We start from the raw sequence: 15,604 nt of genomic DNA on the forward strand, positions 1-15,604 counted from the left end.
AGTAATGGTAAATAAATAATTGTTAAAAATATATTTGATATGGTACTAATTTAAATATGTATATTATTAATCAAAAAATATATTAATTAAATTTGTGCATAGATAGAATTAGGGGGAGAAGTATGAGTGAATATAAAATGGGTGGTGCGAAAAAAATAGCACTTATAGCTCATGATAATAGAAAGTCAGCTTTAATTGAATGGGTAAACGAAAATAAGGAAATATTAAAAAAGCATACACTTTGTGGAACTGGTACAACAGCTAAGCTAATTAGCGAAAAAACTGGATTAAGTGTTCATGGATTTAAAAGTGGACCGATGGGAGGAGATCAACAAATTGGAGCTGCTATTGTAAATGGAGATATTGATATAATGATATTCTTTTGGGATCCATTAACATCACAACCTCATGATCCAGATGTTAAGGCTTTGCTTAGAATAGCTGTATTATATGATGTAATAGTTGCAATGAGTAAATCCACAGCTGATTTTGTTTTAAGCTCTAATAAGCTTAATGAAGAGTACGAGAAAAATGTGATAGATTATTATGGGAGAATACGAAAAGATAATTTTTAAGAAGGTGGAGATCTTAATGAATAAAACTAAAAAAGCTATCTTTGAATCAGCTATAAAGGTTTTTTCAAATTATGGCTATACAGGAGCAACAATGGATGAAGTTGTAGCTAGAGCTGGTGTAGCAAAGGGTAGCTTATATTATCACTTTAAAAGTAAGGAAGAACTCTTTATGTTTATAATTAAAGAGGGAATAAACCTTATAAATGAAGAAATTGAGGAAGCAACAAAAGATATTAAAAATCCATATGAAATAATAAAAGTTTCAGCTAAAGTTCAACTTAAATATGTTTATGAAAATAAGGATTTATTTAAGGTAATAATCAGTCAACTTTGGGGAACTGGTGAAAGAAATAATATGCTAAGAGAAGAAATAAAGACTCTTATAAGCAAAAGTTCACTTAAGTTTAAAGCTGTAATGGATGGAGGATTTATAGAAAATGATGATCCAATATTATTAAGCTATGGATTAATAGGTGTATTAGTTTCTTCTGCACTTTATGAAATTATAAATGAAGGTCAATATGATCATGAAGAGATCGTGGAAAAATTTATGAGATACCTGGAATATGGAATTAATGTAAAAAGATAATGAAATCGTTATTTTCTAAATTTAAATATTAATCTAATAAATAACGAATATTTATAGAAAATTATATAAATATTTGTTACTTTATTAAGCTATAATAAATTAGCAGTACATAAATAAGGTTTTTGTTTATAAGAATAAGTAATAATAAAAAAATATTTAGGGAGAGAATATATGAGAGAAAAAGAAAAAATGCTTCAGGGGTTACCATATGATCCAAGCGATGAAGAATTAAAAAATGGGAGATTAAGAGCAAGAAAATTAACGAGACTATTTAATAATACTATAGAAACAGAACGAGATGAACGTAAAAAGATTTTAAAAGAACTTTTAGGGTCTACAGGAGAAAATTTATATATAGAACCTAATTTTAAATGTGATTATGGATATAATATACATGTTGGAGATGGCTTTTATGCTAATTTTGACTGCATAATGCTAGATGTATGTGAAATAAGAATAGGGAAAAATTGTTTTATTGCACCAGGAGTACATATTTATACAGCAACACATCCAATAAACCCAATAGAAAGATTAAAATATGAGTATGGAAAAAGTGTTACTATAGGAGATAATGTTTGGATTGGCGGACATTCAACAATAAATCCAGGAGTAACTATAGGAAACAATGTAGTAATAGCTTCAGGATCAGTAGTTACAAAAGATGTTCCAGATAATGTTGTAGTTGGTGGAAATCCAGCAAAGATAATTAAAAATGTAGAGTAATGGAGCTTAAAGATGTATCTTTAGTAATATTGATTTTGAATATTAGAAAATAATTCATGATCAACTCAAATAAATGAGAAGTAGGAAAAGTAATAAATAATTTAAATTATAAATATAAAAAGATTAGATTTATATTGAGAAGCATAAATCTAATCTTTTTATTTTTATTAAATAAAAGAGTATATGTTATATAGTATGACTTAAAATCAAATAAATTTAATAAATAAAATAGATAAAATAAATAAAATAGATGAAATAAATAAATAATTTTCGATTATGTTCCAAAAATTAGTGAAAAAATATAAATATATTTTTTAAAATTATATTGACTACTCAGTACAAAAGTAGTATAAATATATCATATTGATTGACTGACTAATCAGTATAAAAAATTTAACAGAAGGTGATTGTATGAATTTCCTAAAGATTGCAGGGGAAGACATCAAGAGCATATTTAAAAACAGATTCATACGAGTATCGATAATTGCAATTATTGTAGTACCGCTATTATATTCATTATTATACTTATATGCATTCTGGGACCCATATGCAAAACTTGAAGATGTTCACATTGCAGTAGTAAATAAAGATGAAGGGACTATCTTAGATGGTGCCAAAGTAAACTATGGTAAAGATGTTGAAGATGAACTTAGGAATAATAAGGAGATTGGATGGGAAATAGCCTCTGAAGAAGAAGCCAATAAGGGTTTAGAGGGAAAAGAGTACTATGCAAAAGTAGTAATTCCAGAAGATTTTTCATCAAAAATAATATCAGCCAAAGAAGGAGAACCACAAGTAGCAAAAGTTGATTTTATATCAAATGATAAGAAAAACTTTTTAGCATCACAAATAAACTCAAAAGTAGAGGCTGAACTTAAAGCTAAGATTACTAAAAAAATATCTAGTAATTATGTAGAAGTAGCATTTGATAGTTTATATGAAGCTAAAGACGGATTAACTCAAGCTGCTGATGGAAGTAAACAAATTTATGATGGTCTAAGCACAATGAATGAAAAAGTACCAGAATTAGTTGATGGAGCCAATAAACTAGGTGATGGATCAGATCAATTATTAGACGGACAAGTAGCGCTAAATGATGGTATAGGAACACTAATAGGTGGAGCTAAAGCTTTAAATTCAGGACTTGGACAAGTATATGAAAAAGTACCAACATTAAGTGATGGAGTAAATGCACTAGCAAAAGGAACAGGCGATTTAAAGTCAGGAATTTCTGAAGCTTCATCAGGAGCAACCCAATTAGCTGATGGAAGCAAAAATATATATAATGCATACACAGGAAAAATATATCCAGCTGTTGGACAATTAAAAGCTGGTGCTAACCAGCTAAATGAAGGATTATCAGCAGGGCAAGAGGATATAGCTAAGTTATATGAAGGAACAAATCGAGTAATTGCTAGTTCAGATCCTTTAGTAACAGGATATTCAGAAATAGAAACTGGAATAAACGAATTAATAAATGGAGTTTCAGACTCAGCAAGTGCAACAGTGATGATACAAAAAGCTCTAGAGAATGCAGTAAGTCCTTCTACTAGCGAAGAAGATAAGAATAAGTCAATACAGCAAGCACTACAAATTATAAATAAGATTCAAAGTGATTCACAAGAAAGCGCACCTAAGATTCAGAGACTTGCAGAAGGATCTAAGGCATTTGAAAAATCATTAAATTATTATGCACAAGGATCAAAAAACTTAGCAACAGGAACTAGTAGCTTAATTTCAAAAGTTGGAACTGTTAAAGATGGAGTATCACAATTAAATGCAGGATTAAATGGTTTATATGCTAATTTAGATCCTAATACTAGTGAATTTGGAGTAGGATTAAAGGCTATCTCAGATAATATGGGAAATCTAAATACTGGATTAAATAATTTAAATGTAGGAGCATCACAATTAAATGATGGTACTAGTGCTTTAAAATCTAATATTCCAACATTAGCATCAGGTATAACAGCACTTTACAATGGTTCAAATGAATTAGCAAATGGTTCTGTTAAACTTGCTGATGGTTCAAATCAATTAGTAAGTGGACAAAAAGCATTAAATGATGGTATATCACAATTAACATCAAGTGTTCCAGAGTTAAGTGATGGAGTTAAAAAGCTTCATGATGGAAGTAATGAATTAACAACTAAGCTAAACGAAGGTGCAGATAAGATGAAAGATGGTCTAGTAAATCCATCAGACACAATGGGAGAATTTGCATCAGAACCAATTAATATGGCTTTTGATTCAATAAACAAGATTCCAAACTATGGAACAGGTTTTGCACCATACTTTATTCCACTTTCATTATGGATAGGTGCTATAATGATGTTCTTCGTAATACCATCTAAGGTAAAAGATGAAGAAAATTTATCTAAGTTTGATAGAGTAGTAGGAAAATATTTATCCTATGCATTTGTAGGTGTACTACAAGCTGTTCTTGTAAGTGTAGTAGTACTAATACTTGGATTAGAGACAAGTAACGTAGTTGCATATATAGGAACTAATATTTTCTTATCATTAGTTTTTGTTTCAATTATTCAATGTTTAATTTCACTATTAGGCGATGCTGGAAGATTATTAGGTATAGTATTATTAATACTTCAACTTACTGCATGTGCAGGTACATTCCCACTAGAAGTAGTACCTAAATTCTTTAGAGTAATAAATCCATATATGCCATTTACTTATGCTGTTGAAGCTTTAAGAGAAGTTATTTCTGCAGATGTAATCAACTATAGCATAATAGGAAAAGATTTCTTAATTCTAGGAATAATACTAGTAGTATTTTTAGCTATTTCCGTAGCATTAAAAAATGTTGGAGAAAAAATAGCAGAAAAGATAGAAGGAAGAAAATCAGAAGTAGTAGCTTAATATCACTATAATTAAAGATTAATTTAAAGATAAATAATTAATATAGAAAAGAGAAAAGATGCTCATAGGACATATTTATGTTATATGAGTATCTTTTTTATATTTGAGAATAGTATAGTTGATAATATTACAGGCTATATTTTTAAAGGATTATTATTATAGTGAATATTAGTATCATTATTAAATATTTATATAGAATAATATACTTCTGAAAAGTAATACTAAGGGTAAAGAGATTTCATAAATATTATTTAGCTTTAGAATTATGGAGGTTTTAGTATGGATATTAATAAACAACTTTTAAATAGAACAATAGAGCAATATAATGATATGGTGGTTCCGAAGATACCAGTATTTTCAGGAAATGATATAACTTCAGAAGTTTATTTTTTTAAGCCAGGTCAAGTTCTAAAAACACACAGACATCCAAATGGAGAACAAATATTTATATTTTTAAAAGGTGAAGGAAAAATAAAGGTTGGAGAAAATGAATTTGACGTTAGTGTAGGAAGTACAGTATTTATCCCTACAGGAGAATGGCATGAAATTACAAATGGGAATAAACAAAATATGACAGCAGTTCAAGTTACAAAAGTAGATGCAGGAGCAGAATATAAATAGTAAAAGAGAAGATAATTTAAAATATTAAATTTATTTGAAATCAGCAGAATTATACGTGAATTATATGTATAAAATTAAAAATTCTTATATAAAGAAGTGAAACATTATATAAACATATTTAGAAGTATTTATATGAAATAGAGTAATACATTTATTGCTCTATTTTTATTTTAAATAAAAAGTATATCATTTATGTTTATGAATTAAATAATTAAATATAATAAGATTAAATTTATGAGTTGGATAACTAAATAATTTAATGACTATTATAAAAAACGTACTATTAGAAATATACTTGTTAATATAATAAGAATTTCACAAGCATATTGACATATATGTGTGGTTTAAATATTAACACTATTTATATGTGTTTTAACAAATTGTTGTTTCTATAAATTGAAGCTATAAGAATAATGATATAAAAATAAAATTTATGCTGGTATTAGTAATTGATTCAATAGTAAATTAATAATTACCAATACAAGTATATTGATATGATAATTTGAAAGTTGAAAAATCTTTAATTCTTAAATATATATTTTCATCATTTAGTTTCTTTAATAGTATAATTTGGTTGGAGTTTCCAAGAGAATAGTTAGATTTGTAGTCAAGAATGTACCAGCTTAAATAGTTTTCTAAATATTTTGTGGCAACCCCTTTAAACTTCTTAAGCCATCTATAAATATTAAAAGAGAAGCTATGGATATGAGGTAATTCAGCATAGGAAAAAGTATTTTTACTATTTAAATTCCCAAATTTAATTTCATTTAGGTTAATTTTATTTAATTTATCTAATTTTGTTTTAGGGATTGTAGAGTTATGCTTTTTAGCAAAGGCAACTAAACATCTATCTCCAGAGGTAGCTAAAAAAGCTGACTTATCTAGGTTAGGATAGAAGTTCTTTGATATCGATGCTAAAGAGATAGAATATCTACATATTGCTTTAGATAAAATTGATTCATTATTATCCATGGCACAAATTATAAATATTTTTTCTCTATTAAAAGTTTTAGATTTTTTATTGCCTTTAAAATTTTCTTTTATCATTATTTTATTTGCTTCAACATAATCTTTTAAAATCTTAAAATTATTATTGGAAGATTCTGCAACAAGTATTTTGTGCCTCCAATAAAATGAGGTTGCAATATTTATTCCTAAAATATGAGAACAAGCTCTTATAGACATTCCACTATTCATAAGAGATAAATATTTCATCCATAATGTAATATTTTTCTTTGAATAACTAAAAGGTGAATTAGTTTTAGCAGAAAATGTTTTAGAACAGTTTATATTTTTACATTTGTATCTTTGAATATCTCTAAATTTTCCATGTTTAATAAATTTGCTATTTTGACAATAAGGACAAGATTTGATTTTTTTATCTTTAAATATATCTATTGTATTAAGATAATCTAAATGATCATTAATTGTTTTAAAAATATTTTTAATTGTATTTTCTTTTATAGGATCATTGCTATATTCTATGATAGTTTTATTTTTAGATTTCATTTTACTCATCCTTAATATTATTATTTTGGTATTGAAATAGAAGAGAATATTTTAAGAACATATAATATATATAGTACATATAATGTATATTTTAATTTTAGACAATTAAGTTATAGATTAATCAATGAGTATCTAATAATATTTAAAACAACACGTTTTTAAAACACATATGTATAGTATAAAATATTATGTATAGAGTAGAGTTAATTGAACAAATTCTTGCTATTAATATACAGTTTATTTTATAGTTTGAATAGTTAGATGTAGTTTTTAATGTATGCTATATTATTTATAAATAAATATTTAGGAATATAAGTACAGAAATATATTAATTTGGAGGATATATGAGAAAGATTTTAGTAGCAGAAGATGAGATGCAAATAAGTAAAGTTATGAAGTTATATCTTGAAAAGGGTGGATATGAGGTTACTGTGGCTAATGATGGTAAAGTAGCGGAGGACTTAATTGAAGATAGTACATATGATTTAGTCATATTAGATATAATGATGCCTAATAAGGATGGCTGGTATCTTTTAAAGAAAATTAAGTCCTTAAATAATAAAACACAAGTTATTATAACTAGTGCTAGAGGAGAAGAGGAAGATAGGATTTTTGGGTTTGAACTTGGTGCAGATGATTATATGGTAAAGCCTATTAGTATGAGAGAATTAGTTTTAAGAGTTGGATTAAGGATAAATAGTCCTAAAAATGAATATAAGAATGAAATTAGATTTGATAATTTGAGAATAGATGATAATAATAGAAGAGTTTTTGAAAAGGATAATGAGATTATTCTAACGCCTAAGGAATATGATTTACTAATGTTTTTAATTAAGAATAGGAATAGAGTTTTTACAAGAGAAGATTTAATAACTAGTGTTTGGGGGTATGATTTTTATGGAGATACTAGAACTGTAGATACGCATGTTAAAAAACTAAGAGAAAAGTTGGAGTTTTTTAGAAAAAATCTGAAGACTGTATGGAGGGTAGGCTATAGCCTTACTATAGAATAATGAATAAGATAAGTAAAAGAATAGTTAAGTATATGATATTAATGAATTTGGTAGTGACGATTATTGGATTGATTTTAACATCATTTATTTTACCTAAGATTTATATAAATAATGAGTATATTGATTTGGAAGAAGCCAGTGAATATGTTTTGGAAGCAGCAAAGAATAATACTGTTACAGATTTGGCGAATATATATGCTGTATTAATTAATAATGGAAAAGTTACGAATATGTGTAAAGCTGGTAAAGGACATGGGCATATGGGTCAGATGGGCATGATGGGACAAATGAATTCTATAGATTACGAGAGTATAAAAGGTAGGCAGATTTTTAAGTCTAGTGATGGCAACACATATATAGGACTTAAAAGAAATTCTGGCTACGGTGATATAGTAGTTTATAAAAGCTATGAAGGAACAAAATCATTAATAAAAAGTGTTAATTTAATAATGATATCAATATTTATATTTTCATTAATTATATCCGCTTTTATAGCTATTTACCTTGGAGAAAAATTTACAAAGCCAATAATATCCTTACGCAAAAGAGCTAATGATATTTCTAAAGGAATATATGGTAGTAAATTTGAAATTAATACGAAAGATGAGATACAGGAATTAAATGACAGCATAGATAATATGGCTAAGGAACTTGAAGTCAAAGATAATATGCAAAAGGAGTTTATTGCAAATGTAAGTCATGATTTAAAAACACCATTAAGTGTAATTAGAGCTAACAGTGAGGTTATAAAGGATGAGTTAGTTTCTGGTAAGGAAGTTGTTGAATATGCATCTAGTATAATTAAAGAAGTTGATATATTAACAGATCTTGTAGGAGAAATATTGGTTTTAACAAAACTAAGAGATAATAAAAAAGTAATTAAGCCATTAGAGTATGAGATAAAGAATTTTGTAAAAGAAAGTTATGATAAGTTAAATAATTATTTAATTAAAGGCAATTATGATAATTATAGTTTACATCTTAAAATAGATAAAAATTTAGATGGTAAGAAGATTTTTGCTTCCATAGATAATAATTATTTATTTAGAGTAATATCTAATTTTTTTATTAATGCTATAAAACATTCTGAAGGTAAGAATAAAAATATAGTATTTGGGTTGAAGGAAGTAGATAAGAATATAGAAATATATATTAAGGATTATGGAAAGGGAATAGAACAAGAATCTATTAAGTATATTTGGGATAGATATTATAAAGGAAATGAAAGTGGGGGAATGGGGTTAGGATTAGCCATTTCTAAGGAAATAATATTAGCACATGAATTTAATTATAGAGTGGAAAGCAATATAGGGGAAGGAAGTAAATTTTCTTTTATTATTCCTAGAAATTTAATAAAAGAAAAATAAGTTTTCACAGATTCATCACAAATTAGTCATTAACTTATTAAAAATAAAAGTTATTATATTTTTAAAGATACTTAATAAATAAGGACAGTTAAAAAATACTTATTTATAAGAGTAATATTTATCTAATTAAGGAAATATTTATTGGAGGTATAATAACTATGAAAAAATTAATTTTATCATTATCAATAATAGGTGCTATTACAATTGGGACAGGGGCTATAGCTTTTGCAGCAGAGGAAGGTAGTGCAATAATAGATGCAGCAGGTGATCCAGCGATAAGTGAAACTGAAAATTCTAATATAGGCGAAGACTATAATATAAGTGATGATAATAATTATTCTAGCTGGGGAAATCAACATTGTCCTTATTATGGCGAGGGTTATCAAGGTCAAGGACAAGGAAATAGATATGGATTTAATTCAGAAAGTAGAGGAAGAGGAGCTTGGGGAAGAACTGGATCTATGATGGGATTTAGATATTAATCACAAGAATAATAAATGGATTATCTATAAATAACTAGTACTAAAAGTAATAATTTGTTATATATGAAAATTAAATAAGTTAAAATAATAAATAAAAAGAACCTAATAAGAACAATTAAATCTTATTAGGTTCTTCTTGTTTAGAGAATCTCAAAATTAATTATTAAATTATGGTTTGGAGACATTCAGATTTATTTAAAGTTTAAATTGTGATATTAATTCTAGAAGGTCTTGAGCTAATTGTGATTGATTTTGAGCAGTTTCAGAAATTGTAATTATAGCATTTGTAGTATCATTTATGCTATCTTTAACTGAATTAACATTTGCAGATGAATTTTGAGTCATTGAAGCAACAGAATGAACAGCATCATTTAATTCAATCATTGTAGCGGATACTTCCTCTGACATTGCAGCAATATCTTCACTCATTCCTTTAATAAATATTCCATCCTTTTCGTATTTATCACCAACTTTAATAAATCCCTTAAATTCTTTCATTATTTCATTATTCATAAATTGTAATAGCTTATTACTACTATCAGTTATATTATTAAAGGCTATTTGAACTTGTTTTATAGTATCTTTTACGGTTTGTACTGAGGAGCGAGATTGTTCTGCTAGATTTCTAACTTCTTCAGCTACTACTGCAAAACCTTTTCCTTGTTCACCAGCTCTAGCTGCTTCAATTGCAGCATTTAAAGCCAAAAGATTAGTTTGTTCTGCAATTTCTTCGATAGAGTTAGCCATATTAACTATTTCATTAACTATTTTTCCTTTTTCAATTGATGCTTTTATATCGTTTTCAACATCTTTATATAAGTTGCTTGTATTATCAATAACATATTCAGTATTTTGTTTAATATTAGTTGATCGCTTTTGAATTTTTTCAGAATTAATATTTCCATCAGTAGCTTTTTCTGAAAGTACATCTATACTAGCACTAACTTCTAAAATTGAAGCTGATAGCTCTTCTGTTATAGCACTAGTTTCTTGAATTGTAGAATTAATATCATTAGAAGATTCACTTATCAAATCAAATTGACATGTTACTTCTTCTATGGAGGCAGCTAAATCTTCGCTTGAAGAGTTAACCATTTCGGTGCTATTTTTAACGGAATTTATTATATTCTTTAAGTTTTCTTGTGCTGTATTTAGATACGTACCAATGGCTCCAAATTCATCATTATAATTTATTTCTATAGATTCTGATAAGTCATATTTTGCAATTCTATTAGATAAATCCATTATTTTCTTTAGTGATTTAGAAATTCTAAGAGTAATTCTTGCTGATGATATTAAAGTGATTAAGATTGATATTATTATTACGATTAATGTAAGTTTTAATGAGTTATTATAAATAGTTTCATTAGATATTATGGATTCCTGGGCCCACTTACTATTTAATTCTACTAATCTATCTATTTTTATAGTAAAATTTCCGCGGCTAGTATCTAAATCATATGCATGATCATTTGCTTCAGTAAATTTTTTTTCTTTAACTAATGAAATTATTTGATTACTGCTTTCTTCTAGTTCCTTTAATGAAGATATTATTTCATCAAATCTTTCTCTATCCTCTTCTTTTGTAATTGAATTAATATATAACTGAATAAGCTGCGAATTTCTTTGATTATTATAATAAATATTTTGTATTAATACTTTATTAGAATCATCATCTCTACTTATAATTAATTGTTTACTAGCAAGATAATTATAAGTGGAATTTTCTGATAGTTCATTTATGTAAGTTATACCTAAAGTATTATTAAAGTAAAGCTTTTCAGAAGCGTCGTTAATTTGCTTCATATTATAAAGTCCTAATCCCCAGATAAATATTATTAAAGCTATAATTAAAAGGAAACAACCTATAAGTCTATTTGATATTTTATTTAGTCTATTAATTTTAGTTATTTTATTTTTTTTTGCTTTTGAGCTTTTTCGTAATTTGTATTTGTTTCCTTTCTTTCTATTTTTAATGTTAAAAAGTTTTTTCATATAACCCTCCCATAAGTTCCAAATATAATTTGTTTTAAAATAAATTGTGCAAAAATAAAAAAAGACAACTATCTTAATTATCGGAAAATTCCTTTAATAATTTAGTAGTTGTCCATTTAAACGTAATATTAGTTTATTTTTGTATATATTTGTTTATTAATATAATTGATTTTTATTAGTGTTTCTAGCAACTTGCTCTTTTTTTGTATACTCATAAAATGAGGTAGAGGTATTATTTGAAGTTACAGGAACTGCAAAACTTTTATTTTTCATTGGTGCTTTACCATCAGTTCGTTTTTTCTTATTGTTAGACATATTGTATCTCTCCTTTATAATAAATTACTATTTTAAAAATTAGAGAAATATTGACGTATAAATTATTTTGGGGGGTATTACATAATTAATATAGCTTATTTACTTGGAGCATTTGTATCAATTTCTAGATCTACTTCTGGTTGCTCTGTATAATCAAATTCCATATAAGCAATATTATTTACAACTATATCATCTTCGACTGTACTAGGTAATGGACTTGATGGTCCTTCAACTTTACCATGGCTAACCAAAGAATGTTTTTCTGGTGCATATCCAGTTCTTTCATTAGGTAAATAAATCTTTTTTGAGTTAGGTTTTGTTGGCATATTAATCCCTCCTTATACTTATATTATTTGAAATATGAAGTTTTTAATTCCTAGTATTATCTTCTAAAAATGCATAAAGATTATTTAAAATTAAAATATGATGTTGTAAAAATTTATTTATAAAAACTTAAGTTATAATATGGTAAAATTATAGGATGAAAATATCAAAATATATTGGAGGAACAAATGATCAAATTACTAGCGACAGATCTTGACGGAACATTAATAAATAATAATGAAGTAATAAAAAGGGATAAAGATGCCATAATTAAGCTTCAAAGAAAAAAAGATTTATTAGTAGTTTCAACAGGAAGACCATACAATGGAGTACAAATGTTAAAAGATGAATATAAGATATTTGCAAATTACTATGTATTACTAAATGGAGCTTTAATAGTAGATGCTTTAGGTACTAAAATCAGGCAAGAAATAATTGAAAAGAATGTGATTAATAGCATTATAAATGAAATAAGAGAAGAGAATGTAGCTATTTCAGTAGAATCGGGATTTAATACATATTTATTAACTGATGGAGATAATTTACCATATCCTAAAAAGAAAAGAGTAAAATCAATAGATGAAATAAAAGAGAAACTAAGCTTAATTTCTATATATAGTCCTACAAAAGATATATTAGAAATAGAAGAACTAAAAAATAAAATTAATAAAAATTATGGAGATAAAATAATTGCATACAGAAATGATATTTATATAGATATAGTACCATTAGGATGTTCAAAGGGAAATGGAATAAAGTATCTTTCTAATCAAGAACTTATAAAAGATGAAGATGTATATACAATAGGTGATTCATGGAATGATGTTTCTATGTTTAATATAACTAAAAATTCATTTACATTTCATCATGTAGAAAAAGAACTTAAGGAACATGTGTCATATTTAGTTGATTCTGTAGCAGATTGTATAGAAAAGTATATTTTATAAATTAAAAATATAAAGTATATAATATATATTGTAAAGAAGTTATTTGGATATTTATACTATAATAAGTATATCAATATCAATATCAATATTATTAACTATATTATGGAAATTACCAAAAGATTATGTAGTGTCAAATGCATAATAAAAAATTTTTGTTAAAAAGTATAGGAAATGTGTTTAAAAGTATATATCTTTATTGTATAGTATACATATAGTAAGAGTATATGAATAGTTACAAGGGAGGAAGATTAATGTATCCAATTAAATTTGAAAATCTTTATTATGAAAAAATATGGGGTGGTAGAGATTTTGAAGCATTTAGGGATAATATGCCAGATGGTAAAATAGGAGAAACATGGGATATAGCATGTCATCCAAATGGAACTGGAGTTGTTGCAAATGGTTCATTAAAAGGAATAGGCTTTGATGATTTAATAAAGAAATATGGACATGAACTTGTCGGAAGAAAGATAACACTTGAAAAATTTCCTTTACTTATAAAACTCATTAACTCAAAAGAAAAATTATCTGTACAAGTTCACCCGGGAGATGAATATGCAGCAAAGTATGAAGGTGATTATGGAAAAACAGAAGCATGGTATGTAATGGATGCTAAACCAGGTGCATCATTAATAGTTGGAACAAAGGATTGTACTAAAGAGCAATTTGAAGAAGCTATAAAAAATAATAATGTAGAAAATTATTTGAATAAAATTGAAGTTAAAAAAGGTGATTGCTTTTTAATAAATAGTGGATTAGTTCATGCTATATGTGAAGGGGTTATAATAGCTGAGATTCAACAAAATAGTGACGTAACATACAGAGTATATGATTATGGAAGACCAAGAGAAATTCATGTTGAAAAAGCATTAGATGTTATAAATTTTGATCTTCAATGTGAGAATTTAAGTGAAAAAGAAGTAATGAACTATGATGGATATAACCATAGTTTATTATGCAAAAATGAGTATTTTGGAATAGAAAAGATATCAATTACTTCAGAGTATGAAGATTCAAGTGATATTGAAAAATTTGATATGTACACTTGCGTTGAAGGAGAAGGAATAATAGAAGGAAAAGATTTTTCAGAAACTATAAAAATGGGAGATAGCTATCTAATTCCAGCAACTTTAGGAGAATATAAGATAAAAGGTAATGTTACTGTTTTAAAGAGTTATCCAGTATAGTTATGAGTTAGTTAATTACCCCTGAAGTCAAAAGAATATTGGAAATTACAATTATTCTGCATTCAGGGGTATAATTTTAATTGTAGCTATATATTTAATAGTATATAATAACAATTAAATAATTGAGTTTAGCAATTTGAAATTATAAATTGAAATATAATTTATTTTATAAGGAAAAACAAATTAATCTATGATATATAAATAATAAGGAGAAAAGTATGACTAAGTATGAGCAAATAGCCATTTATATAAAGGAGAAAATAACTAATGGCGAATATAAAGCAAATGAGCAATTACCTTTTGAAAAAGAGCTCTGTGAAAAATTTAATGCTAGTAAGATGACTGTAAAAAAAGCATTAGATTTATTAGTCATGGAAGGACTAATAGTTAAAAGAAGAGGTGCAGGTACTTTTGTAAAGGATATGTCTCAGGATCAAATTGAAGATTTAGCTATTAAAAATCAATTTTTAGGTTTAACAGTAACAAATGCAGGGCATGAAATAAAAAGTAAATTATTAGACTTTAAGATAATAAATGCAGATTCAAAAGTTGCAGAGAATCTTAAAATAGATGAAGATGATTTTGTATGCTTCATACATAGAGTGAGATATGTTGATAATAAGGCTGTTGTAATTGAGAAGACCTATATGCCATTATATCTTTTTCCAGGAATAAAAAGATCTGATGCAGAAGGTTCTTTATATTGCTATATACAAGATAAAATGAATTTTAAAATACAAAGTTCTCACTCAACTGTTAGAGCTAGAAAATCAGATGAAATAGATAAGGAATACTTAAATTTAGAAAATGATGAGCCAGTTTTAGAAGTTGAAAGAATAGGATATTTAGATAATGGGAAAGTATTTGAATATTCATTTTCAAGACATAGATATGATACATATGAATTTAAAGCTATAATTGTAAGATAGGTATAGTATTATTAAATAATTGCAAGTAATGTGTAATACATAAAAAAATATAAATAAAAAATATAAATAAAAAGTTATTACAATATTTATATTGATAAAGTAAATACAAAATTGTTATATATTATTTAAATAATGATATAAAGTTTTATTT

Annotated in this window: 15 protein-coding genes; 11 read left to right on the top strand and 4 right to left on the bottom strand. The window is 26.2% G+C overall.

Annotation, left to right across the window (positions count from 1 at the left end; all coding sequences use genetic code 11):
- The first annotated feature begins 122 nt into the window (after positions 1-122).
- The 5 genes from NSA50_RS06025 to NSA50_RS06045 all read left to right on the top strand — a co-directional run bounded on the left by NSA50_RS06025 (position 123) and on the right by NSA50_RS06045 (position 5,385).
- Entirely contained in the window at positions 123-575 is a 453-nt protein-coding gene (locus NSA50_RS06025) for a methylglyoxal synthase (RefSeq protein ID WP_195266833.1), read from the top strand.
- Positions 576-591: 16 nt separating this feature from the next.
- The gene (locus tag NSA50_RS06030; protein ID WP_195266832.1) at positions 592-1,164 is read left to right on the top strand and encodes a TetR/AcrR family transcriptional regulator; all 573 of its coding nucleotides are present in this window, start codon (positions 592-594) and stop codon (positions 1,162-1,164) included.
- 171 nt (positions 1,165-1,335) lie between these two features.
- Entirely contained in the window at positions 1,336-1,887 is a 552-nt protein-coding gene (locus NSA50_RS06035; protein ID WP_195428916.1) for a sugar O-acetyltransferase, read from the top strand.
- A 411-nt stretch (positions 1,888-2,298) separates the two neighbouring features.
- Entirely contained in the window at positions 2,299-4,764 is a 2,466-nt protein-coding gene (locus NSA50_RS06040) for a YhgE/Pip domain-containing protein (protein WP_257443742.1), read from the top strand.
- Positions 4,765-5,043: 279 nt separating this feature from the next.
- On the top strand, positions 5,044-5,385 hold the full coding sequence (locus tag NSA50_RS06045) for a cupin domain-containing protein (protein ID WP_257443744.1): 342 nt from the start codon (positions 5,044-5,046) through the stop codon (positions 5,383-5,385).
- A 465-nt stretch (positions 5,386-5,850) separates the two neighbouring features.
- Here the strand turns inward: NSA50_RS06045 and NSA50_RS06050 are convergent, their stop codons facing one another.
- Positions 5,851-6,894: an IS1 family transposase gene (locus NSA50_RS06050; RefSeq protein WP_195266828.1), complete on the bottom strand. Its 1,044-nt coding sequence runs from the start codon at positions 6,892-6,894 to the stop codon at positions 5,851-5,853.
- A gap of 344 nt (positions 6,895-7,238) precedes the next feature.
- Between NSA50_RS06050 and NSA50_RS06055 the strand changes: the two genes are divergently transcribed.
- From NSA50_RS06055 to NSA50_RS06065, 3 genes are all read left to right on the top strand, one after another.
- Entirely contained in the window at positions 7,239-7,907 is a 669-nt protein-coding gene (locus tag NSA50_RS06055; RefSeq protein ID WP_195266827.1) for a response regulator transcription factor, read from the top strand.
- Positions 7,907-9,274 (top strand): sensor histidine kinase, encoded by a 1,368-nt coding sequence (locus tag NSA50_RS06060; RefSeq protein WP_257443747.1) that lies wholly within the window; start codon positions 7,907-7,909, stop codon positions 9,272-9,274. The genes NSA50_RS06055 and NSA50_RS06060 overlap by 1 nt, the downstream gene beginning before the upstream one ends.
- A gap of 158 nt (positions 9,275-9,432) precedes the next feature.
- Positions 9,433-9,756 (top strand): hypothetical protein, encoded by a 324-nt coding sequence (locus NSA50_RS06065; protein WP_195266825.1) that lies wholly within the window; start codon positions 9,433-9,435, stop codon positions 9,754-9,756.
- A gap of 195 nt (positions 9,757-9,951) precedes the next feature.
- Here the strand turns inward: NSA50_RS06065 and NSA50_RS06070 are convergent, their stop codons facing one another.
- The 3 genes from NSA50_RS06070 to NSA50_RS06080 all read right to left on the bottom strand — a co-directional run bounded on the left by NSA50_RS06070 (position 9,952) and on the right by NSA50_RS06080 (position 12,392).
- The gene (locus NSA50_RS06070; RefSeq protein WP_257443749.1) at positions 9,952-11,751 is read right to left on the bottom strand and encodes a methyl-accepting chemotaxis protein; all 1,800 of its coding nucleotides are present in this window, start codon (positions 11,749-11,751) and stop codon (positions 9,952-9,954) included.
- A gap of 156 nt (positions 11,752-11,907) precedes the next feature.
- Positions 11,908-12,066 (bottom strand): hypothetical protein, encoded by a 159-nt coding sequence (locus NSA50_RS06075; protein ID WP_195266807.1) that lies wholly within the window; start codon positions 12,064-12,066, stop codon positions 11,908-11,910.
- 95 nt (positions 12,067-12,161) lie between these two features.
- Positions 12,162-12,392 carry a hypothetical protein gene (locus tag NSA50_RS06080; protein WP_195266808.1) on the bottom strand — a complete coding sequence of 77 codons (231 nt, stop codon included), beginning with the start codon at positions 12,390-12,392 and terminating at the stop codon, positions 12,162-12,164.
- A 186-nt stretch (positions 12,393-12,578) separates the two neighbouring features.
- On the opposite strand from NSA50_RS06080, the gene NSA50_RS06085 reads away from it, so the two are divergent.
- The 3 genes from NSA50_RS06085 to NSA50_RS06095 all read left to right on the top strand — a co-directional run bounded on the left by NSA50_RS06085 (position 12,579) and on the right by NSA50_RS06095 (position 15,453).
- Entirely contained in the window at positions 12,579-13,337 is a 759-nt protein-coding gene (locus NSA50_RS06085; RefSeq protein ID WP_257443752.1) for an HAD family hydrolase, read from the top strand.
- 251 nt (positions 13,338-13,588) lie between these two features.
- On the top strand, positions 13,589-14,524 hold the full coding sequence (locus NSA50_RS06090) for a type I phosphomannose isomerase catalytic subunit (protein WP_257443754.1): 936 nt from the start codon (positions 13,589-13,591) through the stop codon (positions 14,522-14,524).
- A gap of 218 nt (positions 14,525-14,742) precedes the next feature.
- Complete coding sequence (locus tag NSA50_RS06095; protein ID WP_195266811.1) at positions 14,743-15,453, top strand: GntR family transcriptional regulator; 711 nt, start codon at positions 14,743-14,745, stop codon at positions 15,451-15,453.
- Positions 15,454-15,604: the final 151 nt, after the last annotated feature.

The sequence above is a fragment of the Clostridium mucosae genome (assembly GCF_024622765.1).
Taxonomy (GTDB): domain Bacteria; phylum Bacillota; class Clostridia; order Clostridiales; family Clostridiaceae; genus Clostridium.

Bases quoted from the DNA above. Each gene is read 5' to 3' on its own strand.
- NSA50_RS06025 (WP_195266833.1), top strand. From the start codon at position 123: ATGAGTGAATATAAAATGGGTGGTGCGAAAAAAATAGCACTTATAGCT.
- NSA50_RS06030 (WP_195266832.1), top strand. From the start codon at position 592: ATGAATAAAACTAAAAAAGCTATCTTTGAATCAGCTATAAAGGTTTTT.
- NSA50_RS06035 (WP_195428916.1), top strand. From the start codon at position 1,336: ATGAGAGAAAAAGAAAAAATGCTTCAGGGGTTACCATATGATCCAAGC.
- NSA50_RS06040 (WP_257443742.1), top strand. From the start codon at position 2,299: ATGAATTTCCTAAAGATTGCAGGGGAAGACATCAAGAGCATATTTAAA.
- NSA50_RS06045 (WP_257443744.1), top strand. From the start codon at position 5,044: ATGGATATTAATAAACAACTTTTAAATAGAACAATAGAGCAATATAAT.
- NSA50_RS06050 (WP_195266828.1), bottom strand. From the start codon at position 6,894: ATGAAATCTAAAAATAAAACTATCATAGAATATAGCAATGATCCTATA.
- NSA50_RS06055 (WP_195266827.1), top strand. From the start codon at position 7,239: ATGAGAAAGATTTTAGTAGCAGAAGATGAGATGCAAATAAGTAAAGTT.
- NSA50_RS06060 (WP_257443747.1), top strand. From the start codon at position 7,907: ATGAATAAGATAAGTAAAAGAATAGTTAAGTATATGATATTAATGAAT.
- NSA50_RS06065 (WP_195266825.1), top strand. From the start codon at position 9,433: ATGAAAAAATTAATTTTATCATTATCAATAATAGGTGCTATTACAATT.
- NSA50_RS06070 (WP_257443749.1), bottom strand. From the start codon at position 11,751: ATGAAAAAACTTTTTAACATTAAAAATAGAAAGAAAGGAAACAAATAC.
- NSA50_RS06075 (WP_195266807.1), bottom strand. From the start codon at position 12,066: ATGTCTAACAATAAGAAAAAACGAACTGATGGTAAAGCACCAATGAAA.
- NSA50_RS06080 (WP_195266808.1), bottom strand. From the start codon at position 12,392: ATGCCAACAAAACCTAACTCAAAAAAGATTTATTTACCTAATGAAAGA.
- NSA50_RS06085 (WP_257443752.1), top strand. From the start codon at position 12,579: ATGATCAAATTACTAGCGACAGATCTTGACGGAACATTAATAAATAAT.
- NSA50_RS06090 (WP_257443754.1), top strand. From the start codon at position 13,589: ATGTATCCAATTAAATTTGAAAATCTTTATTATGAAAAAATATGGGGT.
- NSA50_RS06095 (WP_195266811.1), top strand. From the start codon at position 14,743: ATGACTAAGTATGAGCAAATAGCCATTTATATAAAGGAGAAAATAACT.